This is a genomic window from Pseudoalteromonas sp. APM04 (assembly GCF_022809815.1).
Classification (GTDB): domain Bacteria; phylum Pseudomonadota; class Gammaproteobacteria; order Enterobacterales; family Alteromonadaceae; genus Pseudoalteromonas; species Pseudoalteromonas marina.
Genome location: NZ_CP094442.1, coordinates 636,624 through 659,971, shown reverse-complemented (window position 1 = coordinate 659,971; position 23,348 = coordinate 636,624). Strand labels below are relative to the sequence as shown.

The following is a 23,348-nucleotide window of genomic DNA, read 5'->3' as shown; positions in this document are numbered from 1 at the left end:
ACAAAAATTACCTAGCTCAGAAAACGCTAACGTTTTTATTTTGCTAATCTTTATTCAATATTCACAATTTTTAGGTGTACATAATGCAAGTAACAAGAGACTTATTTAATGATGTAATGGTGCCAAACTACAACCCTTCTGCTGTTATTCCAGTGCGAGGCGAAGGCTCACGTGTATGGGATCAAAATGACAATGAGTTTATTGATTTTGCAGGTGGTATTGCCGTTAATTGTTTAGGCCACTGTCACCCGGCGCTTGTTAATGCACTTAAAGAGCAAGGTGAGAAAATTTGGCACTTATCAAATGTAATGACTAACGAGCCTGCCCTGCGTTTAGCACAAAAAATGGTTGAAGCGACATTTGCTGATAAAGTGTATTTTGCAAACTCAGGCGCAGAAGCTAACGAAGCGGCTCTGAAGCTTGCTCGTCGCTTCGCACTTGATAAGTTTGGCGCAGAAAAATCACAAATAATCGCCTTTAACAAAGGGTTTCACGGTCGTACATTTTTTACTGTAACGGTGGGCGGACAAGCTGCTTACTCTGATGGCTTTGGCCCTAAACCTGGTGACATTATGCATTGTGATTACAACGACATTGCAGCATTTGAAGCACTTATCAGTGATAAAACATGTGCCGTGATGATGGAGCCACTTCAAGGTGAAGGCGGTATTATTTCACCTACCGACGAATTTGCTAAAAAAGTACGCGAATTATGTACTAAACATAATGCACTACTAATTTTTGATGAAGTACAAACAGGCGTTGGCCGCACTGGCGATTTATACGCTTACGAAGGCTTAGGTGTAGTACCCGATATTTTAACGACTGCTAAAGCGTTAGGTGGTGGTTTTCCTATAGGTGCTATGATCACACGCACTGCTATTGCAGAGCATTTAAAAATAGGTACGCACGGCTCTACGTACGGTGGCAACCCACTTGCCTGTGCAGTAGCAGAAGCTGCCTTTGATACCGTAAATACACCTGATGTACTAAACGGCGTTAAAGAGCGCGAACAGTTATTCCGTGATGGCTTAAACGCAATAAACGAAAAATACAACGTATTTAGCGAAGTACGTGGTAAAGGTTTACTAATTGGTGCGGTATTAAACGATAAATTTGAAGGCCGCGCACGCGACTTTTTAGTTGCCAGTGCTAACAATGGTTTAATGAACCTTGTTGCGGGCATGAATGTCATTCGTTTTACCCCTTCTTTAGTTATTCCATTTGAAGACATTAAAGAAGGCCTAGCTCGCTTTGAAAAAGCAGTAAGCGACGTAGTAAACGGCTAATTTAATTAAGCGCGCCTCACGGCGCGCTGTTGGAGCAAGTAATAAATGCAAGTATTACGTCCTATTACCACTGCAGATTTTGCCGCACTTAAGCAAATTGCAATCGAGTCAGGCCATGGGTTTACATCACTTCCGGTGGACGATGAGCAATTAAAAGAAAAAATAGACCGCGCCGAAAAAAGCTTTGCTAAAAATATCAATCAGCCGTTAGATGAAAGCTACCTATTTGTTTTAGAAGACAGTGAAACAGCTGAGGTCATTGGCACAACCGCCATAGAAGCCGCGGTTGGCTTATCGGTGCCGCTGTACCATTACCATTTAGGTAAAACAGTACACCACTCGCCTACACTTAATGTTTATAACACCGTAGATATTTTAAGCATGTGTAACGATTACACCGGATGCTCTGAAATATGTACTTTGTTTTTGCGCGAAAACAGCCGCAAAGGTTTAACCGGTCGATTTTTATCACGTTCACGCTTTTTATTTATGGCGCAACACAGCGAGCGTTTTGCCGATACCGTGATTGCTGAAATGCGCGGCGTAAGCGACGAAGATGGTCACTCACCGTTTTGGCAGTGGTTGCAAGAGCACTTTTTTAGTATTGAGTTTCCTCAGGCTGATCACTTAGTGGGACTTGGCGATAAAGTGTTTATTAGTGAATTAATGCCTAAATACCCTATTTACGTCAACTTACTCAGTAAAAAAGCCCAAGCAGTTATTGGCCATGTGCATGACAAAACTAAACCGGCGCTCAAACTGCTCGAAAAAGAAGGTTTTGAGCATCGTGGCTATGTTGATTTGTTTGATGCAGGGCCAACGGTAGAAGCTAAGCTTGGTAATATTCGCAGTGTTCGTGAGTCTCAAGTATGCCCTATAACAATTGGCGAGCTGGAGCATATTAGCCTGCACAGCTCAGATACTTTAGCCGTTTGCAATCAAGGTGTAAGTGGGTTTAGAGCAACCTTTACCCAGCACGCCCACTATAACCACGCTAAGCACACATTAGTAATAAGCCAAGAAGTGGCTGATGCCCTTAATCTATCCCAAGGAGATGCAGCGCGTTTTTTCCGCCTGTAAAACAAATATGAACACACACCTTATAAATAACCAATGGCATACAGGCCAAGGCCCCGCTTTTAACTCTGTTAACCCAAGTAACGGCGAAGTTGTCTGGCAAGGTAATGGCGCAAATGCCGAGCAAGTAGATTCTGCAATTAATGCAGCTAGAGCCGCACAAATACAGTGGGCCGATACGCCAATTGAATCGCGTATAAACATACTTGAAAACTTTGTAGCACAACTAAAAGAGCACAGCGAAGAATTTGCAGCCATTATAGCGCGCGAAACCGGCAAGCCTCTTTGGGAAACACGAACAGAAGTAGGCGCTATGACAGGTAAAGTAGCCATTTCTATCAAAGCCTATAATGAACGCACCGGCACAACAGAAAACCCAATGCCGGGTGCTAAAGCCTTTATACGCCATAAACCACACGGTGTTGTAGCTATATTTGGTCCTTACAACTTCCCTGGGCATTTACCTAATGGCCATATCGTACCGGCTATTTTAGCGGGTAACACCGTGGTATTTAAACCGTCTGAGCTAACCCCTCACGTTGCTGAATTTACTTTATCACTTTGGTTAAAAGCAGGCTTACCAGCAGGTGTGATTAACCTAGTGCAAGGTGAAGTAGAAACAGGTAAAGCACTTGCTTCACATAAAGACATAGACGGCTTATTTTTTACCGGCAGCTCAAACACCGGCCATTTATTACATAAACAGTTTGCAGGCCACCCAGGTAAAATATTAGCACTTGAAATGGGCGGTAATAACCCATTAATAGTTAAAGATGTAGCCGATGTAAACGCTGCAGTGCACGATATTATTCAGTCTGGCTTTATTACTTCTGGCCAGCGCTGTACTTGTGCCCGCCGCGTGTTTATTGAGAATTCAACCAATGGCGATGCCATTTTAGAAAAACTAATTAGCGCGACTAAAAATATTGTTGTTGACGACAGTTTTGCAACTGACCAGCCATTTATGGGTGCAATGATAAGCGAAAGAGCAGCCCTTGGTATGGTTGCTGCGCAAAAAGAATTAGTTGAAAGCGGCGGCGAAATACTCGTTGAGCTTAAGCAGCTAAAAGCAGGCACCGGCTTTGTAAGCCCAGGTATTATTGATGTTACACATATCGCTAACATGGCCGATGAAGAACACTTTGGCCCGCTTATAAAAGTTTACCGCTACAACAACTTTAACAGCGCAATAGCAGAGGCTAATAACACCAGCTTTGGTTTATCAGCAGGCTTACTTGGCGATAACGAAGATGATTACAGCCACTTTTTAAAGCGTATTCGTGCTGGCATTGTAAATTGGAACCGCCCTATTACGGGTGCATCTAGTGCTGCACCGTTTGGTGGTATTGGTGCAAGTGGTAATCACCGTGCTAGCGCTTATTATGCTGCAGATTACTGCGCTTACCCTGTTGCGTCGGTTGAATCAGAAAAAGTGAATTTACCGCAAACTTTAGCACCTGGCTTAGTAATAGAATAATACCCATTTTTAAGGATTTAACATGCATACTAACGTAAATACATTATTTGAAAACCTATGGGATAACTATTTAGCCGTTACTCCATCGGCAGATAAAATTCATGACCTTTTAGGTTCAACCCAAAAAGACGACATAATTAACGACCATATTGCGCTACGTACGTTCAATATTGAAAAAGTAGGCCTTGAAAAACTAGCAGCACACTTTTTAGCGTTAGGTTACACAGAGTGCGGCGAATACCACTTTGAAGCTAAAAAGCTATACGCTAAACACTACGAACACAGCGATCCTCAGCAACCTAAAGTATTTATCTCTGAGTTATTAGTAGAAAAGTGCTCGCCAGAGTTACAAGCTATTGTTACCGATATGGTAAATCAAATTGATGAAAGTGCTGTAACGGCTGATAACTTTTTATATTCAGGTACACATTGGCAAGTAAGCGGTGAAACCTACAAGCAGTTATTAGCAGAAAGCGAATATGCTGCGTGGATGTCGGCATGGGGCTACCGTGCAAACCACTTTACTGTAAATATTAATATGCTTGCCAAGTTTGATAACATTCACGATGTTAACCAAGCGCTTAAAGATGCAGGCTTTGCGCTTAATACATCAGGCGGCGAAGTAAAAGGCTCACCAGAAGTGCTATTAGAGCAATCATCAACGCTTGCTGATGATTACGCCGTTACCTTTAGCGATGGCGAGCTACGCATCCCTAGTTGTTTTTATGAATTTGCCATTCGATACCCGAAAGCCGATGGCGAACTTTACACGGGGTTTGTTGCAGCGTCTGCAGATAAAATATTTGAAAGCACTAACGCACGCTAATTTGATGAAAACAAAAAAAAGCCCTTACGGGCTTTTTTTATGCTCACGAACTTAAGCATGCAGATAAAATACCTACATCATAAAAACAAGGGTTTATAGTCGTTTTCTAGTTGTTCAAAAGATAAGTCACCAATAAAGCGCCCAAAACTCAACCATGTTGCTAGTCCGCGTAAATCTTTAAAATGCGGGGGAACAAACTTAGGGCTTTCAATCACACCTAAATCATGAAGCTGGGAAATTAATCTAAAATCATCAATAGACAACTTACCGACTAATAACAACGGTAACTGATCGATTCGCCCTAACTGAATTGCCACACGTATTAAGTTATACACTAAAACAAAGCCTTTTATGTAGGCAATGTCTTTAGTAAACGGTAATCCTGTTGCTGTGCTGCCTCTAAATACACGCTGAGCCAACGTATAACTATCGTCTTTAGATATTCCTTGAGCTACGTAATCTCTATATATGTCTACAAACTCAGCCCCATCTATCACCTTGGTAACCGCTTGAATACGGTTAACTAATTTTGATAAGCGCCTAGGGGTAGATTTTAAAGTAATAATTTCAGTTAATACTGCTAAGCCCTCTTGTGTTACTGTTGAGCTTGGTGTGCCCTTACTTAAACAGGTTAAATAAGGTTGGGCTAAACCATTTTGAGTCGTGCCCACATGAATCCACCCTTCATGTACTTCTAATATATCTAATTCACGTTGTGAAAATTTAACATCTTGGTTTAGCTTTATATTGTTAGCACCTGCTGCTGCGTCGCTTACAATCCCATCGCTCAACATAACCTCTACATTTATACCTGGCATACTACTATTAACTTGCTCTGATAAAATTCGCACCGCGTCGCTAGCATCTATATTTTTAGGATCATCGGGTAAAATGTCGGCCATTAATAAATTTTGCAGTGGTTGCTCTAGCATATTCGCAAGCTCGGAGAGTGAAGGCTCACACGCATGGAATAAATCTTTAGGATGACCAAAAAGCTCAACTGATAAATCATGAAATTCAGGAGTACCTCGGTACTCCAACATACTTAATACCGTTTTATATTCGCCACACATTTTACCCATATATTGAGAAATGGGGTTTAACTGACCTAACTGGTTAATAATGTTTCGGTGTAATGTTGAAAACGCTTGACGCAACTCGCTAGGCACAAAGCCTAAATCGCGCTGTTGGTAGTATGCACGATCTATTAGAGGGTTTTTTTGACACTTTTGCCTAAAAAATTCCTCTTTGATCTGTTTATCCCAATTTATTGCATCAAGAATTCGAATAGGTGTTTGAAGTGCAATTAGTTGGTCTGATAACTCACGAGTTTTAAGCAGTAACGCCTTGTCTATCATGGTGAAAGCTCAATAAAAAATGAACCATGAGCATAATTTATAAACAGTAAATCGCCAAGTATTATCAATCAATTTTATCTGTTGTTTTAAGCTGATCGACCCTCATATCTAATACGTATTGAATCTTAAATTAAAGGTGTGATATATGAAAAATGAACTCGACAATAAACAAATACTTGCCGTGTACGAGCGAATACAAAAACGCGGAGAAACGAACGATGAAGGTAAGCATTATCAAGGTGTTACTGCATTTTCAGATATAGATGGATACACAATTTATTTACAAGGTAGTGGCGTACTATTACGCTTTGGGTTTCATAATACTTATCATCTTGATTACGAGCACGATAAACATAAAGATGATTTCTTAAAAAAATTACACAATATTGCTAACGAGGAATAATGTATCCAAGAAAAGTAAGAAAGCGCAGCGACAGCAAGCTCAATACTGCCTTTATTAATCAGGTAATAGCTGCGCTTAAATCAGATCCATCTAAACTCGCCGTCATTCAAAAAAACCTTGAACAATACAGAAGCCAACGCCATTTAAAACGGGGGTTTTTACTCGCAATAGAACGCTTTGACTGGGTATTTGAGGCAAGTGATGATGTTAATTTTATTTGTGAACAAATATTATCTGACGACTATATTGGAAATCGCCTAAGACGTTACCCCCTTCTATTCAAAGGCGTGATTAGCGAACAATAATAGCTATTATTTATACTAAGTAACATCTACACAAGCCAGATAAAAAGCCTCAGGTAATTTCCAAATTAGCGTGGTTAATATTATTTAGCCAGAGCTAGTTCCCTTTCTGTGCCCATAGTAATACTAACCTTCCTTAAGTTATTAGTGCACTAAGTAATTGTTGTGTTTGTGCTCACTTGGATTAAAAAAATACTATTAGTACTCTAATTATTACCACTCAAATAAATTTATTCATCTTTTATTTGATAACAAGGAGTAAAGATATAATTACACTCTTAAGTATTTCCAAAGCAACATCTAAACCACTGTTTTAAATAGTAATTAACCATCTATTTCATCTATTTGCTTAAGCACTTCTCCTGTTGGTTTTATTAATAATTCATCTACATTTTAGTATCTGACTATTTACTTCACCCTTGAATTGTTAGAGCTATTACCTTAAGCTTATCTTTATTGAACGTTCAATTAATAAAAATTATGCCTAAAGTTGGAATGGAACCTGTCAGGCGTCAACAGTTAATTGACGCAACAATTGAGTCAGTGGCGATGCGTGGATTACAAGCAACCACTATTAACAGCATCAGTAAAAATGCAGGTTTATCGTCAGGCATTATTAGTCATTACTTTGGTGGTAAGCAGGGTTTAATAGAAGCAACTGTTCGTTATTTGCTTTCTAATCTTAAAAAAGACCTTATTGAAAAAGTGTGCAACAACACCAGCGCTACACAGCGCCTTATGTTTATTGTTGAAGCTAACTTTGCGCTTGTACAACAGCGCAGTGATACAACCAAAACTTGGTTGAGCTTTTGGGCGCAATCAATGCACGATGACGAACTCCACCGACTGCAAAATGTAAACAGTAAACGCTTGCAAAGTAATTTAGCATTCTCATTTAAGCAATTAATGCCTATTGAGCAAGCAAAACAAGCTGCTGAACTTAGCGCCGCTATGATTGATGGCCTATGGTTGAGAGCAGTATTGAGTAAATCAGACAAAAACCAGTTTAAACACAGTGAAACTCTAGCAAAAAGCTATGTAAATTCACTCATCAAGCAATATGGAGCCTAGCGTGAGCACACCAGTCTATCAAAATTTTATTAATGGCCATTTTCTTGCTAACCAAAGCGGTGAAACTTTTGATGTAACTAACCCTGCAACAGGTGAAGTTATTTACAGTGTCGAAGTTGCCGATGAATTTGTTCAAAACGCAGCCATTGAAAGTGCAAAGCAAGGTTTTGCACAGTGGTCTAAAATGACACCTATTGAACGCAGCCGTATTTTATTAAACGCTGTGGCAATACTTCGCGAACGTAACGATGAGCTTGCCTTAATAGAAGTGCTTGATACCGGTAAGCCAATGCAAGAAGCAAACTGTGTTGATATAGAAACCGGCGCCGATGTAATTGAATACTTTGCAGGCCTAGCCCCTGCGCAAGTAGGCCAACAACAAATGGTAGGCGAAGACTTTTACTATACACGTAAAGAGCCATTAGGGATTTGTGCCGGTATTGGTGCGTGGAACTACCCGCTACAAATAGCATGTTGGAAATCAGGCCCAGCCCTTGCTGCTGGCAACGCATTTATATTTAAACCATCTGAAGAAACGCCACTAGGCGCTATTAAACTTGCCGAAATTTTTGTAGAAGCGGGCGTACCTGCTGGCGTATTTAATGTAGTACAAGGTGCGGGTGATGTAGGCCAATGGCTAACTGCACATAGTGAGATTGACAAAGTGTCGTTCACTGGCGAAGTAGGCACAGGTAAAAAAGTAGTCGCAAGTGCTTCAGGCACATTAAAAGACGTAACCATGGAGCTTGGCGGTAAGTCGCCGCTTGTTGTGTTTGATGATGCAAATATAGAGCAAGCAGTCAGCGCTGCCATGCTAGGTAACTTTTATACCCAAGGCGAAATTTGCACTAACTGTACACGTATTTACGTTCATAAAAATATATATCAGCAATTTATTGATGAGCTTAAAACGCGAACAGAGAAAAATATTATTGCGGGCGACCCGCAAGATTTAAACACTAACTTTGGTGCGCTTATCTCTAAAAAGCATCAAGACTTAGTAATGAGTTATGTCAATAAAGGGATTGAAGAAGGCGCAACACTGCTTACCGGTGGTTCAACGCTTTCACCTGAATCAGCGCCTGATGGTTACTTTGTTGCACCTACTGTGTTCATTGATTGCAACGATGAAATGACGATTGTTAAAGAAGAAATATTCGGCCCAGTAATGAGCGTACTCGTTTTTGAAGACGAAGACGATGTAATTGCACGGGCTAATGGTACTCACCTAGGCCTAGCTGCAGGCGTGTTTACTAGCGATATTAAACGCGCACACCGCGTAATTCATCAATTAGAAGCCGGTATTTGTTGGATTAATGCCTATGGTAACTCACCTGCTGAAATGCCTGTTGGTGGTTATAAGCAATCTGGTATTGGCCGTGAAAATGGCATAGAAACACTTGATCATTACACGCAAACCAAGTCTATTTATGTTGGTATGGCCGACATAGAAAGCCCATTTTAAGGCGCCCTTTTATGAGTAATCATTACGACTATATTATTGTTGGTGCGGGATCTGCGGGTTGTGTTTTAGCTAACCGATTATCTGAAGATTCAAGCAACAAAGTGTTACTACTAGAAACCGGTGGCAGTGATAAAAGTATTTTTATAAAAATGCCAACGGCGCTGTCTATTCCTATGAATACCGACAAGTACGCATGGCAATTTCATACTCAACCAGAACCGTATTTAGATAACCGAAAAATGCATTGCCCTCGCGGTAAGGTACTTGGGGGCTCGTCGTCGATTAATGGCATGGTGTATGTACGCGGCCACGCTAAAGACTTTGATGAGTGGCAGCAACACGGTGCCAATGGTTGGGATTACCAATCGTGTTTACCGTATTTTCAAAAAGCGGAAAGCTTTTACCTTGGAGAAAACACATACCGAGGTGGCAAAGGCCCACTTGGCGTTAATAACGGTAACGAAATGCAAAACCCTTTGTACACCACGTTTATAAAAGCAGGTGTAGAAGCCGGTTACGCTAGTACAGACGATTATAACGCGTCACAGCAAGAAGGCTTTGGCCAAATGCACATGACCGTTAAAAACGGTGTACGCAGCTCGGCTTCTCGTGAATATTTAGACCCTGTAAAATCACGTAGTAATTTAACAGTCATTACTGGCGCACTTGCTCAAAAAGTTATTCTAGACGGTAAAAAAGCCACAGGCATTGAGTACAAAGTAAACGATAATGTTCAAACAGCACATGCAGCAAAAGAGGTTGTTTTAAGTGCAGGCCCTATTGGCTCTCCGCATATATTACAGCTATCTGGTATTGGCGATAAAGACATCCTTGAAAAAGCAGGCGTTGAAGTTAAACACCACTTACCGGGTGTGGGTCAAAATTTACAGGACCATCTTGAATTTTACTTTCAATACAAATGTAAGCAGCCAATTACACTAAACGGAAAATTGGGTCTTATTTCCAAGGGCATGATCGGCGCTAAATGGTTACTTACTCGAAAAGGTTTAGGCGCTACTAACCACTTTGAGTCATGTGCATTTATCCGCTCAAAGCCTGGAGTTGAATGGCCTGATATTCAGTATCACTTTTTACCAGCGGCTATGCGATACGATGGGCGTAGTGCATTTGCAGGTCATGGTTTTCAAGTTCACGTAGGTCATAACAAACCAAAAAGCCGTGGCAGCGTTACTATTCAATCAGCTAACCCTGAGCAACCGCCACAAATTTTGTTTAATTACTTACAGCACAAAGACGACATTGAAGGCTTTAGAGCCTGTGTGCGTTTGACTCGCGACATTATTGAGCAAAGTGCCTTTGATGATTACCGTGATGAAGAAATTCAACCAGGTAAACACATTCAAACCGACGAAGAAATAGATGCCTTTGTACGCCAAGCCGTAGAAAGTGCTTACCACCCTTCTTGCTCATGCAAAATGGGTGAAGACGAAATGGCCGTAGTTAATTCAAATACCCAAGTACATGGTATTGAAGGCTTACGTGTTGTTGACTCTTCTATTTTTCCAACGGTTCCTAACGGAAACCTTAATGCGCCTACGATTATGGTTGCAGAAAAAGCGGCTGACATCATTTTAGGAAATGTGGCATTACAAAAAGCAAATGCTGATGTTGCTATGACTCAAAATTGGCAAGAAACACAGCGTGAAGCAAAAATTTAATCAGCTACTTATAGGGTTAGCCTCGTCAGACTAACCCTATAAGCCTTGCAGTGGCGAACAACATAAATTGGTTATGTTGTAATAATGCAAGATTGAACAATAAAAAACGGAGTGCTTATGAATAACTCACTATTGGAGGGTAGCAATGACCATTTGGCTTAATGCTGGTATTATTTTTACCCTACTTGCAATTACAATCATTTTATTAAAATGGGGTAATGTACGTGTTGTTGGTGTTACACCAGTTAAAACACTTACTTTTATAGCAATACTCTTTACCTCAGGCCTTGATGTTGGCCTTATAATGTTTCCTTTAACTGAGTTTGCAGGTTATGCAGACATAAAAGCAAGCCCAGAATACGCGTTTGCAAATCCACTGGCCATTGAGTTTGGTTACTGGGGCTTTTTAATCTGGGGATTTTACTTTCTTACGTGCTTTTATTTCTGTGTAATAGAACCTAAAGTTAAATTTTTCGAAATTCCTTGGGTTAAATTTATCAATAATGTAGTAATTATTGGTACGTGTGCTTTTACCGCATACCTTTTACTTTCAAACCTTCCGTGGTATTTACCTGAAATTGGTGATGGTTCAAGTGTCGTTTCTGAGTTTTACTTAATTGTATTTGCAGCAATTTGTTTTGCGGTATATTCAAGTACAGATATTAAGTACGTACGATTTTTAAGTATTTCTACAACTTGGTTATTCATAGCACTAATTGGGTTTATGTGGGCAGGTGCCTTTGTATTGGGTGACAGTCAAATGTCAGCATTCACAGATAACTTAGCCTCTATCGGCACATACTTTGCCAACATAAATGAATTTGTTTTACCGCTTAACGATTACCATGAATTTTACCTATTTTGGTGGTTTGCTTGGAGTATTATGATTGGACAGTTTACTTCTCGTTTTGTTGGCGGGTTAAAAACTTTCCAAGTACTTGGCGCTATGTTGATTTTCCCTTCAATACCAATCGCAATTTGGTTCAGCGTACTTTACCACTATCATGAAGCGGGAATTCCAACGCAAGGCATTAAAAACTTTGCAATGGTATTTGTAGGTATTGTGTTTGTTATTAATTCACTTGATTCGTTAGTTCGTTTATACACAGATAATTTAAACATCACTGTAAAACGCTTTGGTAAAGCGAAGTATATGATTGGAAACATACTTGCGCTTTCATTATTAACATTATTGTTCAAGCTAGAGTTTTTACAAATACAGTGGGTAGGTGCATTGGTGATTGCCTTGTTTTTCCTATGTGCTGGCTTCATTGGCTATAGCAAATTTAAAACCGTTAATAGTATTGATAGCTCACCAAAAGCAAACAAGATTGACTACACTAAAATTGAGACACAAAGTTAGGGATTTATAATGAACAACAAACTAAAACAACTTGCAGTAGCATTGCCACTAGCACTTTTATCAACAACGGCAGCTGCAGACTGGTCAACAACTATCACAGCAGCATCAGATTACACTTTTAATGGTGTTAGCCAAACAGATAACGACCCTGCCTTACAAGCAAGTTTAGATTATGCTTTTGATAATGGCGTGTATGCCGGTGTATGGGCATCAAACGTTGACTTTGGTGACGATACTGATTTTGAACTAGATGGCTATGTTGGTCGATATGTACAATTAAACGACAAGTTTAGCGTTGACTACGGTATTGCATACTATACATACCAAGGTAATAACAGTGATGGAAATTACCCAGAGGTTTATACTAAATTTGGTTACGCAAGTGACTACGGCCAAACAGAGCTTAACTTTTGGTACAGCTGGGATTATTTTGGAACAAGTGCGGGCCATGTAGTTTCAATGATTGCTCATACTTATGAACTTGCACCAAATCATGCAATACGTGCAAGTTTTGATATCTCTAATTCACTTGACGGTGAAAAATGGGCTTGGGATGTAAACCAAAAGAAATCGTATAATCACTACCGTCTTGCTTATCAAACAAGTTACGAAGGTTTTGGTATTGAAGTAGCAGCTGAAAATACTAGCCTTGACTACGATTACGCCGATGAGCGCATCGTGTTAGCAATTTCAAGAACATTTGATTTATAAAGATTAATTAATTTTAACTCTGTACATAAAGTTAGCGAACCACAACCCAGGTTCGTTAAACTGAAAAAAGCCTCTTTATGAGGCTTTTTTATTGTTTAAATATTCAATTAATGCGCTTGATGTCAGCGGTCTTGAAAAGTAATACCCTTGCAAATGCGTTACGCCAAGTTGAGTAAGCTTTTTGCACTGCAAAGGTGTTTCAACCCCTTCAGCAATAACATTAAAATTAAGCGAACTTGCCATTTGCACTACTGCGTTAACAATGCTTAAGCCTCTTTCATCCTCATCTTGAACAAAACTTTTATCTACTTTTACAATATCTACACCAACATCAAGCATACTTGATAAAGAAGAGTAACCGGTTCCAAAATCATCTATTGAAATTCTAACACCCAACTCTTGTAATGATTTAACCACATACAAAAATGTATGCTTATCGTTTGCAAATACAGATTCAGTAACTTCTAAATGAAGCTTATGAGCAGGAAAATTTAAATCCGCCAAAATGCTTTTAACCTTACTGGCAAACTCTATCTCCTTAAGCTGCATTACAGATACATTAATACTGACTGATAAATCTGGAGTTAATTTTTGAAAAGTAAGTGCTTGTTGGCATGCCGTTTCGAGTACCCAAAAACCTATTTTTGAAATTAACCCATACTGCTCAGCAATAGGTATAAACTCGTCAGGAGGAATGTTTTCTCCTTTCAATTGCCAACGTATAAGCGCCTCAATCGCATAAATATCATGTGTTTTAGAGTCAATAATGGGCTGGTATACTAACGAAAAACAATTGTTGATGAGCGCTGTTAAAAGCTCTTCGCTAAGCAGGCGCTTTCTTTCTAATTCTGAACGAAGCGACTCGCTAAAAAAACTTATTTGCCCACGATTCATTCTCTTTTGATGATACATTGCCATATCGGCATTTAAAATTAAGGCATCCAGATCTCTACCATGCTCTGGGTAAAGTGCAATACCTATGGTTGCCCCTACCCGTGCACCGTGCTCTGTTTCTGGATGATCCTGCGTAATTGCATCAATAATTTCTTTAGCAAAATCGTATGTATTTTCTTTGCATACAAAATCACTTAAAATTAAAAACTCATCGCCACCCCAGCGGCACTTTTGCTGATTATGAGCACACACGTCAGAAATACGTTTCGCTGTTCTTCTTAAAACATTATCGCCTACCTTGTGACCCATCACGTCATTTATATTCTTAAACCCATCTAGGTCTATAAAAAATAGCGCAAAAGGTGGGTCTGGATAATGCTTAATTCTCTTTTTTGCATCATTTAAAAATGCATTTCGATTTAATAATTGAGTTAGCGAATCAGAGTTTGATAAATGCATTATTTCTTTAGTACGCGCATCAACTCTTAGCTCCATTCTTTCTAGCAAATCGCTGTTTTGATTTTTTAAATGTATTGCCTGTTGTGTAAATGCAGATGCTTTATTTAGAGTTAACAAGGTAATTGAGCCATAGCCAATACCCAAAAAGCCGAGTACATTTTCGTAATAGTCTTCAGACATTATTAGCACTAAAGCGTAGGGAAATAACAGAATAAAAGCATAAGCAAAACAGGTCAGCTTATGTGCTGACAAAACATTGGCAGAGCCACCACCAAGAGCGGATAATATAATTATGATACTTGTGGCTTCTAGGGGGGCAAAAGAAGTGTGAAAATACAAGGCATAACTGCACCATATAATGGCAGTTATAATAACCCCTGTTGAAAACTTTAGTAGGTCTAATTGGGTAGCCGTTTTGTTTGTTTTTAAAAATAGACGAATATCTAAAAAACGGATCCCCAAAGCAAGCAGCATAATAAGCCACCAAACTAGCTTGTCGTTATAGCTTAACAATCCGCCTTTATTAAAACTAAAAGCAATACATGCGCTGGCAAATAAAGAGACGAGTAAACCTGAATAAGCGTTCTCGTAAAGCAATCTAACGGTATCATTAAGGTTTTCTTTGATTAGGGAGCTTCGATGCATATTATCTAAGCCTTTACATTCGTTTTTATTATTAGTTTAACTAAAGCTATGCCTTAATTAAAAAATTGTCCAGTAAACGCCCTAGCAACACATTTATTTAGAAATTTCCCAGGCGCTAGAGCCAGATGCAGATAAATTAGCGTTATTATTACGTAACACTTTATTTCCTACATTAATTGACGACTCAGGTCGACTGACTAAATAACCTTGAACTGAGCTCACACCTAATTTTTTCACAAGCTCAAACTGGGCGATTTCTTCAACGCCTTCTGCGACAATTTTAAGCCCCAATCTTTGCCCAAGCTCACTAATTGTATTGAGTATATCGTTATATTTTTTGCTTTTGTTAGCTTGTGTAATAAACGAGCGATCTATTTTTATAACATCGATGGGTAAATCTGCTAGCGTACTTAAAGAGCTAAACCCGGTACCAAAATCGTCTATAGCAATAGTTACACCGTCTTCTCTTAGCTTGCTCAACTCATCAATAATTCTAGAGCTTGCCTGAATAAAGGTAGACTCTGTTACTTCAAGCATTAAAGACGTTGCCGGTAACCCCGTACTTTTGAGGATTTTTGTGATCCAATCGTATATATCACGATGTTTTAACTGAATACCGGAAATATTTACTGATATTTTTACTTTACGCATACCCGCATTGTGCCAAGCAGCCATTTGTCTGCATGACTCAAGCATAATCCAATCACCTAACTCTAATATTAAATTTGATTCTTCAGCAATAGGAATAAATTCAGCGGGAGAGATCATACCTTCAACGGGGTGATTCCATCGAGTGAGCGCTTCAAAATAGTCAATCATGCAATCTTCTACGTGCACAATTGGCTGAAAAGACAAATAAAAGTCTTTGCATGCAATGGCTAAACGAAGCTCTTCAAGTAAGTAATGATAGCGACGCATTTTATTACCCATTTCTGGAGAATAAACTTTAAAAATACCTTTACCATCACTTTTAGCACGATACATTGCTACATCAGCTAGTTGTAATAGTGCTTGTGGTGTAGATGCGCTTTCTGGATAAGTAGCAATACCAATGCTTGCGCTAATTTTTACAATCTTATTGCCAAGCACAAAGTCTTTTTCAAGCTCACTAAGTACTTGCTTGGCTATGTCGACTACTTTGTCACTTTCGTCCAACGATTCAATAAATATAGAGAATTCATCACCGCCTAAACGCGATAAATTTTGTTCTAACTGGTTTGCAGAATTGATATTACTCAACTTATGGTGACGCAACACATTAGCTAATCGCGTGGCAACTTGCACCAATATTTCGTCGCCAAAACTATGACCAAATGAATCATTTACTTGCTTAAACCCATCTAAATCTATAAACAACAATGCACAAGTAAGTTCTTTTTGACCGGTTTGATTTATGTGCCTACCAATATGCTCTATGTAGGCATGTCTATCGATGAGTTGTGTTAATTTATCTTGGCATATACTTGTTTGTGTTTGTTTCACATAATTCACTACATGCAAATTTAAGGTCGTGATAGATTTGCTTAAGTTACTAATACCATTAGGGTTTTGAGCAGGTTCAATATCTAAGTTAAACAACTCTAAAAGTTTATTAGCCTGCTGATTAAGTTGGCTTAGCTTATGTTTGTGATTTTGTTTCCTGCTTTGTTTTTTTATGTAGACAGCAAGCAAAAGTATACAAGAGAAGAAAATAATAATGTTTTTAGGCGACGTTAACACCATCAAGATGAGTGCGTTTGAATCAGCCGCAATAAAATGTTGATCCGTTGTTTTAACAAGAAGTAATGTTTGAGAAGCACTGTCAATTGTATAATGACCGCTTAAAACAGGATTATACCAAGGGGCAATATCTAAACTGGTGCTGCTTATATCAAATTTTTTAACACTAAAATTAGACTGAAACAGATTGGTACGGCTTATTTGGCTCGTTAATTCAGCATTTAGGTAAAAGCAAAATAACAAAGTGACTAAGGAAATTAATCCAACATGCTTTAATTTGTTCATGAAAAATTCCCTAACAATACTAATCCTTAATAACTAAATGCTCATTATATCCCCTATTTTTGTTTGTAAGCAATTATTAATGACTTGTATGCTATTTTTTGTTCATTTTAATATAGCTAAGTTATTGATTATTCGTTAAGGCAATTATTTTTAGCGCAAAGTCAGACCATGTATTTGATAGATTGCTCACAAACAGCTTATATGTGTATTTTGTTTATGAGCTTAAATCTATCTATTCTTTTAAAGCTGCCATGCATAACTTACTTTTGTAAAAAAGGTGCGTTGGTCGCGCTCAATATTTTCTAGTGTGTCATCCTGATACCCTCTATCTGAGTAACCTAGGTAAAATAACGTTTGTGCGTTAATCTTATACGAATAAACAAGTTGGCTGCCATAGTCTTTGTTTGTCTGGCTTACTTGATAAAAATAAGCGTCTTTGTTTCTGTCTATATCTTCAACCTGTAAAATCAGCTTTAACATTGATCTCATGTTAAATTTATAATGCAGTCTAAAATCGACTAAATTAGCTGTGTAAACGCGGTCATCTCGTGGGTTATCTAACTTACTATAACTGTGTCTTATATCCACTTGCCAATGATCGTTTATATCCCAAACTGCTTGCGTTTGTGTATTAATTACATCGCCAAGCTCTAAATTTGTATAGTCAATACGGCTTGCATATTCTAAGTAAAACGATAAGTTCAAGTCTTTTGTCGGTTTAAGCGAAGTGTAAAGATAACCTATATTCTGATTGTAAAATTCATCGTAATAACTTTCTTTACGATGGATAAAACCAATATTAAATAAAGACTGCTTTTGCCCCTTAAAACTTAAAAAGCCTTCGTATTCTTCCTCAAGCAAGTCACCACTTTGCGACCAGGTTTTATCCCAATCAGCTTCATAAGACCATGAAGTAATTAAATCTAACTCATCTCGATACCACGTTTGACCGCCACCAATTAGCACTTTTTCATAATCGACTTTTTCTTGGTATCCTAAATCGGTGCGATAATCCTCACCAATATTTTCATAAGATGTGTAAAATTTATAGTCTCGCTTGTCACGCGTTAACTCAATTGCGTATGCCTGATCAGATTGCGTTTTGGATAGTCCATAGTTATCAACCAAAAAGTCAGAATTTTGTGTATCAGCTGACGAAACCTGATAAAGCAATGTATCTGACTGATTAAACCAATAACTGCCATCAACTGATAGTACCGTATTACGATAATTATCGCTTTGTCGGTGTGTACTTGAAACGCCCAACGTTCCTTGATCACCTAAGTCATATTGATAACGGCCTACTGCTGCCTGTGTTTTTTCATTTAATGAAGCAAAACCAGAGCCTTGATTTGAAGGAAGTAGAATATTACTGTTTTCATCATCAGCTAACATAAGTGCATAGCTATGCCCATCCGTTTTACCGGTTAACTTAGCGCCTAAAGTTGGCTCTGCAATGGTTCGGGTGTATAAAAGCTCAAATAAGCTACTTTTAAAATATGAGGCACCATCTAAAAAGAAAGGTCTTTTTTCTGCATAATAAATTGAGTAGGTTGTATTCACATCAAGCTCTAGTGAATCAGTCTCTACTTGCGAAAAATCAGGATTAATAGTCGCATTTAATACCGCGTCTTTTGTTATTCCCCAGCGTAAATCTAAACCGGCTTCAGTATCTATGTTACCGTTCTCCCAGTCACCGGGAAGTTGCGCTTTATCATCGTGACGAAGCGCTGTAAGCGTTGGGGTAAGTTGTACATTTTTACTTGATTCAATTTCACTTAAGCCCGTTAACTTATCAAACTGGCAAAGGCTACATTTGACATCGCGGTCGAACCCCATGTTAGATATTTGATAGAGCACGTCCCGTGGGTAGTTTCTCATTAACAAAAACCCCCATGTTAAGTCTTTTTTATCTTCTGGAAAACGCAATGCTTTAAAAGGAATACGCATTTCAACTACATAACCTTCATCGGTAATTTTTCCTGCACTATCCCAAATTGCATTCCACGACGGATCAGACTGCCAACCATCGGTATCGCTCATGCGTAAATCGCCTTGTGCACCTAACGGATTAACAAAAAACTCATAGCCTGAGCGCTCATCATTAAAGGTGTCTATTACAAGTATTACAGTATCATCTTGCCAAAGGGTATCTCGGTCACGAAGTGAAGCACGTATTTGATCTGGGTCAGGGTCGTAAGCAATAAAACCAACATACAAATTTGTGCCATCTTCGTACATGTAGGCATCGGTTTTTACCGGAGGCGCGCCTCTTTCATTAGGCTCATCTTGAACGAGTAAAGGAACGTAGGTCGCTTTTTGCCACTGCGCTTCATCAAGTACGCCATCAACACTAATATTTTGATTGATTCGTGCCAGCGATATCTGCTCTTTTTCAGCAAATACACTGAAGCTATTAAATAGAAGAAAAAAGGATAAAAGTAAAAGCGTGAGTGGTTTTTTTATAATTATAAAGTACTGCATAAACATCCATTTAGAACAACTTTACCCAATATGAGTAATTTCTAAGCCGGAGTGTAATTTAAGCGAGTACATTTGTTAATACCTTGCAAACAAAATTTCTCTGAATATTAACTAATTAATAATAAAGGGTTATTTTAATTGGACGGTTAGGTGTCGAGTAGCTTTAGCTTATTCTCAACTCCATTCCATGTGTCTGCATCATCTGGGGCAGATTTGACTTGGGTAATGCGCGGCCAAATTAAGGCAAGCTCTGCATTAAGTTCAGTGAACTCTTTTTGAGAGTCGGGTAACTCATCTTCTTGATAAATTGCTTCAGCTGGGCATTCCGGTACGCATAATCCACAATCAATACAATCAATTGGGCTAATTGCTAAAAAATTAGGGCCTTCAAAAAATGCATCGGCAGGACACACTGATACGCAATCGGTGTACTTACATTTTATGCAATTTTCAGTAACTACAAACGCCATAAATTTTTTGTACCATAAAGCTAATTTAATAGTGCGCGATCATACCCTTTCACCTCAAAAATACAATAAATAACTGCCATAATTAGCCAATTTAACGTAGTATATGCGCCCTTAATGTAAAGCCAATTCGCGCCCTACACTTTCTTATTGTGAGCGGATATACAACCGCTAAGACACCAAATAGAGATATTAATGATACGTTTAACTGAAATAAAATTGCCACTTGATCATGATGAAAATGCCATTGGCCAAGCCATTATCAACAAACTAAAAATACAACCAGAACAATTACACAGTTATAACGTATTTAAACGTGGCTACGACGCGCGAAAAAAAACAGCCATATTACTCATTTACACCCTTGATATAGAAGTTGATAACGAAGCTGAGCTTTTAGCTGCATTTGCAAAAGATCAACATGTTAAAACAGCGCCCGACACATCCTATAAATTTGTAGCTCAAGCAAATAAAAACATCACTGAGCGCCCTGTTGTTATAGGTTTTGGCCCCTGTGGTTTATTTGCAGGCTTAGTGCTTGCACAAATGGGGTTTAATCCAATTATTGTTGAGCGTGGAAAAGAAGTACGAGAGCGTACCAAAGACACCTTTGGCTTTTGGCGTAAAAAAGCACTAAACACCGAATCAAATGTGCAGTTTGGTGAAGGCGGCGCGGGTACATTCTCAGATGGCAAATTATATAGCCAAGTAAAAGACCCAAAGCATTATGGCCGTAAAGTTATTACCGAATTTGTTGAAGCAGGCGCACCTGAAGAAATTTTGTATGTAAGTAAGCCTCACATTGGTACGTTTAAACTTGTGACAATGATTGAAAAAATGCGCGCTCGTATTATAGAGTTAGGTGGTGAAATTCGCTTTAGTACCCGTGTAGATGATATTCACTTAGATGACGGTCAAGTAACAGGCTTAACCCTTTCTAACGGTGAACACCTTGAAACACGTCACGTTGTTCTTGCCGTTGGGCACAGCGCACGCGATACCTTTAAAATGATTCACGATAAAGGCATTTATGTAGAAGCCAAGCCCTTTTCAGTTGGTTTTAGAATAGAACACAAGCAATCAATGATTGACGAGTGTCGCTTTGGACCAAATGCTGGCAACCCAATTTTAGGCTCTGCCGACTACAAGCTCGTGCATCATTGTAATAACGGACGCACTGTATATAGCTTTTGCATGTGCCCTGGTGGCACTGTCGTTGCGGCAACATCTGAAGAAGGCCGAGTTGTTACAAATGGTATGAGCCAATATTCACGTAGTGAGCGCAATGCAAATAGTGCTATTGTTGTGGGTATTTCACCTGAAAAAGATTTCCCTGGCCATCCTTTAGCGGGTATTGAGTTGCAGCGCAAATTAGAGGAGCAGGCTTACAAGCTAGGCGGCGAAAACTATGATGCACCAGCGCAACTTATTGGCGACTTTTTAAAGGGCAAATCTTCAGCTGATTTAGGCGATGTTAAACCCTCTTACACACCAGGAATTAAGTTAACTGACTTAGGTAACGTATTGCCTGCGTTTGCTATTGAAGCATTACGTGAGGCTATTCCTGCTTTTAATAAGCAAATACGTGGGTTTTCTACTAATGATGGATTACTAACGGGTGTTGAAACGCGCACGTCATCACCCATTAGTATAAAACGTGATAGAAGCTTTCAGAGCATTAACACCAAAGGACTCTACCCTGCAGGTGAAGGCGCAGGCTACGCTGGCGGTATATTATCAGCGGGTATTGATGGCATTAAAGCTGCCGAAGCTGTTGCGCTTTCAATGCTTGAAAACGCTTAAACGCGCTATTTAGTTAATTGTCGTAAAGCCTCACATTGTGGGGCTTTTTTGTGTTAAAAGTAACCAAAAAATTATTAGGATTATTAACCTGGGTCGTTGCTTTTAATATTTCAGCTCACGAGTTAAAAACAATAGATGAGATCCACTCGGCGTATAAAAATAATAAAATTACCGCTCAACAACTTACTCAAGGCTATATTAAACGAATTAATCAGCTTAACCCTCAATTTAATGCCGTCATTAATATTGAACCTACGGCTGTTACGCAAGCAAAAAAAATTGATGGACTTAGTGCTCAAGGGCTGTGGGCTGGGCCTCTTCATGGAATACCCGTACTTTTAAAAGATAACATAGAAACCACTGGATCATTACCAACAACAGCTGGCTCTTTAGCTCTTAAAAATAATATAACTAATAACGATGCATTTGTTGTTAAGCAGTTAAGAAATGCGGGCGCTATTATTTTAGGCAAAACCAATTTAAGTGAGTGGGCAAATTTTAGATCGTCTTACTCATCGTCTGGATGGAGTGCAGTTGGCGGGCAAACACACAATGCGCATGATACAACCCGTAATCCCTGTGGTTCGAGCTCTGGATCAGCGGTTGCCATCGCACTTAACTTTGCCCCAGTAGCCCTTGGAACAGAAACCGATGGCTCTATTACCTGCCCCGCTTCTGTAAATGGTGTTTATGCTATAAAACCAAGCATGGGCCAAGTATCGCGCTCTGGTGTAGTGCCACTTTCTAGTAGCCAAGACAGTGTTGGTCCAATGGCACACTCATTAAAAGATGCCCGTCTTGTATTATCTGTGTTACAAGGACGCGATCCGCTTGATACTTCAACGCATAGCTTTGAATTGCAAACACTGCCTAAAATTACAAAGTCATCATTAGTTATTGGTGCGTTGCCCAGTGATAAGTTTACAGTGGAGACTCAGCGTTTATACAAAAAACAGCTCTCAGCGCTCAAACAGGCAGGTCATACAGTAGTCAATATTGATATATCTGATGATTTAGCTACGCTTTTTGTCGATGAATATTACATATTACTTTATGATTTTAATAAAGAAATAAACCAGTACTTAGCAAATACTCCTGACCAAGTGAAGGTAAAAAGTTTAAGTGCACTGATTGATTTTAATAAACAAAACAAAGCAGCTGAAATGCTTCATTTTGGGCAAGATATTTTAATACAAGCCAATGCTATCGACTTAACACAAACAGACAAATACCAAAAAACTAAACACCGTTACCGCACACTGGCCACAGCTGCAATTACTAATTTATACAAAAATAATAATGTGGATGTTGTCATTGCCCCAACAACATCACCTGCATGGAAAACAGACTTAGTAAATGGTGATAACTTTAAAGGCAGTAGTAGTTCTTTATCAGCAATTGCCGGCACAACTCATATAACTCTTCCTGTTGGTCAAGTCAGTGGACTACCTGTTGGGTTATCTATTATTGCAAATAAAAACCAGCCACAGGCGGCCTATCAGCATGCTCAAATAATCGACGCAGTATTTATTTCACCCATAAAAAAACCTGAGTAAAAACTCAGGTTTTAT

18 protein-coding genes are annotated in these 23,348 nt (G+C 39.0%); 13 read left to right on the top strand and 5 right to left on the bottom strand.

What is annotated here, in order from left to right; all coding sequences use genetic code 11:
- Positions 1 to 83: 83 nt before the first annotated feature.
- From MTP24_RS18810 to MTP24_RS18795, 4 genes are read left to right on the top strand one after another with little or no spacing between them, the layout of a single operon-like run.
- Positions 84 to 1,289, top strand: a complete 1,206-nt coding sequence (locus tag MTP24_RS18810) for an aspartate aminotransferase family protein (RefSeq protein WP_243534110.1) — start codon at positions 84 to 86, stop codon at positions 1,287 to 1,289.
- 45 nt (positions 1,290 to 1,334) lie between these two features.
- Positions 1,335 to 2,369: an arginine N-succinyltransferase gene (astA, locus tag MTP24_RS18805; protein ID WP_243534108.1), complete on the top strand. Its 1,035-nt coding sequence runs from the start codon at positions 1,335 to 1,337 to the stop codon at positions 2,367 to 2,369.
- A gap of 7 nt (positions 2,370 to 2,376) precedes the next feature.
- Positions 2,377 to 3,843 (top strand): succinylglutamate-semialdehyde dehydrogenase, encoded by a 1,467-nt coding sequence (gene astD / locus MTP24_RS18800; RefSeq protein WP_243534106.1) that lies wholly within the window; start codon positions 2,377 to 2,379, stop codon positions 3,841 to 3,843.
- A gap of 22 nt (positions 3,844 to 3,865) precedes the next feature.
- On the top strand, positions 3,866 to 4,669 hold the full coding sequence (locus tag MTP24_RS18795; RefSeq protein WP_243534104.1) for a DUF1338 domain-containing protein: 804 nt from the start codon (positions 3,866 to 3,868) through the stop codon (positions 4,667 to 4,669).
- Positions 4,670 to 4,746: 77 nt separating this feature from the next.
- Here the strand turns inward: MTP24_RS18795 and MTP24_RS18790 are convergent, their stop codons facing one another.
- The gene (locus MTP24_RS18790; protein WP_243534102.1) at positions 4,747 to 6,027 is read right to left on the bottom strand and encodes a flavohemoglobin expression-modulating QEGLA motif protein; all 1,281 of its coding nucleotides are present in this window, start codon (positions 6,025 to 6,027) and stop codon (positions 4,747 to 4,749) included.
- A 145-nt stretch (positions 6,028 to 6,172) separates the two neighbouring features.
- Here MTP24_RS18790 and MTP24_RS18785 point away from each other — a divergent pair, with 145 nt between their 5' ends.
- The 7 genes from MTP24_RS18785 to MTP24_RS18755 all read left to right on the top strand — a co-directional run bounded on the left by MTP24_RS18785 (position 6,173) and on the right by MTP24_RS18755 (position 13,021).
- Positions 6,173 to 6,430: a DUF3081 domain-containing protein gene (locus tag MTP24_RS18785; RefSeq protein WP_006791765.1), complete on the top strand. Its 258-nt coding sequence runs from the start codon at positions 6,173 to 6,175 to the stop codon at positions 6,428 to 6,430.
- Complete coding sequence (locus MTP24_RS18780) at positions 6,430 to 6,735, top strand: hypothetical protein (protein ID WP_243534100.1); 306 nt, start codon at positions 6,430 to 6,432, stop codon at positions 6,733 to 6,735. Before MTP24_RS18785 ends, MTP24_RS18780 begins: the two co-directional genes overlap by 1 nt.
- 492 nt (positions 6,736 to 7,227) lie before the next feature.
- A complete protein-coding gene (betI, locus tag MTP24_RS18775) occupies positions 7,228 to 7,803 on the top strand; it encodes a transcriptional regulator BetI (RefSeq protein WP_008127893.1) in 576 nt (191 codons plus the stop codon).
- Between the two features lies 1 nt (position 7,804).
- A complete protein-coding gene (gene betB, locus MTP24_RS18770) occupies positions 7,805 to 9,268 on the top strand; it encodes a betaine-aldehyde dehydrogenase (RefSeq protein ID WP_243534098.1) in 1,464 nt (487 codons plus the stop codon).
- Positions 9,269 to 9,279: 11 nt separating this feature from the next.
- Positions 9,280 to 10,947, top strand: a complete 1,668-nt coding sequence (gene betA / locus MTP24_RS18765) for a choline dehydrogenase (protein ID WP_243534095.1) — start codon at positions 9,280 to 9,282, stop codon at positions 10,945 to 10,947.
- A 145-nt stretch (positions 10,948 to 11,092) separates the two neighbouring features.
- Positions 11,093 to 12,310 carry a BCCT family transporter gene (locus MTP24_RS18760; RefSeq protein ID WP_138739675.1) on the top strand — a complete coding sequence of 406 codons (1,218 nt, stop codon included), beginning with the start codon at positions 11,093 to 11,095 and terminating at the stop codon, positions 12,308 to 12,310.
- Between the two features lie 9 nt (positions 12,311 to 12,319).
- Entirely contained in the window at positions 12,320 to 13,021 is a 702-nt protein-coding gene (locus tag MTP24_RS18755; protein ID WP_039037422.1) for a TorF family putative porin, read from the top strand.
- Positions 13,022 to 13,096: 75 nt separating this feature from the next.
- Here the strand turns inward: MTP24_RS18755 and MTP24_RS18750 are convergent, their stop codons facing one another.
- The 4 genes from MTP24_RS18750 to fdxA form a co-directional block, all read right to left on the bottom strand.
- Complete coding sequence (locus MTP24_RS18750) at positions 13,097 to 15,019, bottom strand: EAL domain-containing protein (RefSeq protein WP_008127901.1); 1,923 nt, start codon at positions 15,017 to 15,019, stop codon at positions 13,097 to 13,099.
- 93 nt (positions 15,020 to 15,112) lie between these two features.
- Positions 15,113 to 17,023, bottom strand: coding sequence for an EAL domain-containing protein (locus MTP24_RS18745; protein WP_138739674.1), 1,911 nt, complete (start codon positions 17,021 to 17,023; stop codon positions 15,113 to 15,115).
- A 240-nt stretch (positions 17,024 to 17,263) separates the two neighbouring features.
- The gene (locus MTP24_RS18740; RefSeq protein ID WP_243534093.1) at positions 17,264 to 19,507 is read right to left on the bottom strand and encodes a carbohydrate binding family 9 domain-containing protein; all 2,244 of its coding nucleotides are present in this window, start codon (positions 19,505 to 19,507) and stop codon (positions 17,264 to 17,266) included.
- Between the two features lie 146 nt (positions 19,508 to 19,653).
- Positions 19,654 to 19,977, bottom strand: coding sequence for a ferredoxin FdxA (gene fdxA / locus MTP24_RS18735; RefSeq protein WP_006791755.1), 324 nt, complete (start codon positions 19,975 to 19,977; stop codon positions 19,654 to 19,656).
- 192 nt (positions 19,978 to 20,169) lie between these two features.
- Here fdxA and MTP24_RS18730 point away from each other — a divergent pair, with 192 nt between their 5' ends.
- Positions 20,170 to 21,777 (top strand): NAD(P)/FAD-dependent oxidoreductase, encoded by a 1,608-nt coding sequence (locus MTP24_RS18730; RefSeq protein WP_243534091.1) that lies wholly within the window; start codon positions 20,170 to 20,172, stop codon positions 21,775 to 21,777.
- Positions 21,778 to 21,812: 35 nt separating this feature from the next.
- Positions 21,813 to 23,333 (top strand): amidase family protein, encoded by a 1,521-nt coding sequence (locus MTP24_RS18725; protein ID WP_243534089.1) that lies wholly within the window; start codon positions 21,813 to 21,815, stop codon positions 23,331 to 23,333.
- The last annotated feature ends 15 nt before the right edge of the window (positions 23,334 to 23,348 follow it).

Coding starts and splice junctions, on each gene's coding strand:
- MTP24_RS18810 (WP_243534110.1), top strand. CDS start 84: ATGCAAGTAACAAGAGACTTATTTAATGATGTAATGGTGCCAAACTAC.
- astA (WP_243534108.1), top strand. CDS start 1,335: ATGCAAGTATTACGTCCTATTACCACTGCAGATTTTGCCGCACTTAAG.
- astD (WP_243534106.1), top strand. CDS start 2,377: ATGAACACACACCTTATAAATAACCAATGGCATACAGGCCAAGGCCCC.
- MTP24_RS18795 (WP_243534104.1), top strand. CDS start 3,866: ATGCATACTAACGTAAATACATTATTTGAAAACCTATGGGATAACTAT.
- MTP24_RS18790 (WP_243534102.1), bottom strand. CDS start 6,027: ATGATAGACAAGGCGTTACTGCTTAAAACTCGTGAGTTATCAGACCAA.
- MTP24_RS18785 (WP_006791765.1), top strand. CDS start 6,173: ATGAAAAATGAACTCGACAATAAACAAATACTTGCCGTGTACGAGCGA.
- MTP24_RS18780 (WP_243534100.1), top strand. CDS start 6,430: ATGTATCCAAGAAAAGTAAGAAAGCGCAGCGACAGCAAGCTCAATACT.
- betI (WP_008127893.1), top strand. CDS start 7,228: ATGGAACCTGTCAGGCGTCAACAGTTAATTGACGCAACAATTGAGTCA.
- betA (WP_243534095.1), top strand. CDS start 9,280: ATGAGTAATCATTACGACTATATTATTGTTGGTGCGGGATCTGCGGGT.
- MTP24_RS18760 (WP_138739675.1), top strand. CDS start 11,093: ATGACCATTTGGCTTAATGCTGGTATTATTTTTACCCTACTTGCAATT.
- MTP24_RS18755 (WP_039037422.1), top strand. CDS start 12,320: ATGAACAACAAACTAAAACAACTTGCAGTAGCATTGCCACTAGCACTT.
- MTP24_RS18750 (WP_008127901.1), bottom strand. CDS start 15,019: ATGCATCGAAGCTCCCTAATCAAAGAAAACCTTAATGATACCGTTAGA.
- MTP24_RS18745 (WP_138739674.1), bottom strand. CDS start 17,023: ATGAACAAATTAAAGCATGTTGGATTAATTTCCTTAGTCACTTTGTTA.
- MTP24_RS18740 (WP_243534093.1), bottom strand. CDS start 19,507: ATGCAGTACTTTATAATTATAAAAAAACCACTCACGCTTTTACTTTTA.
- fdxA (WP_006791755.1), bottom strand. CDS start 19,977: ATGGCGTTTGTAGTTACTGAAAATTGCATAAAATGTAAGTACACCGAT.
- MTP24_RS18730 (WP_243534091.1), top strand. CDS start 20,170: ATGATACGTTTAACTGAAATAAAATTGCCACTTGATCATGATGAAAAT.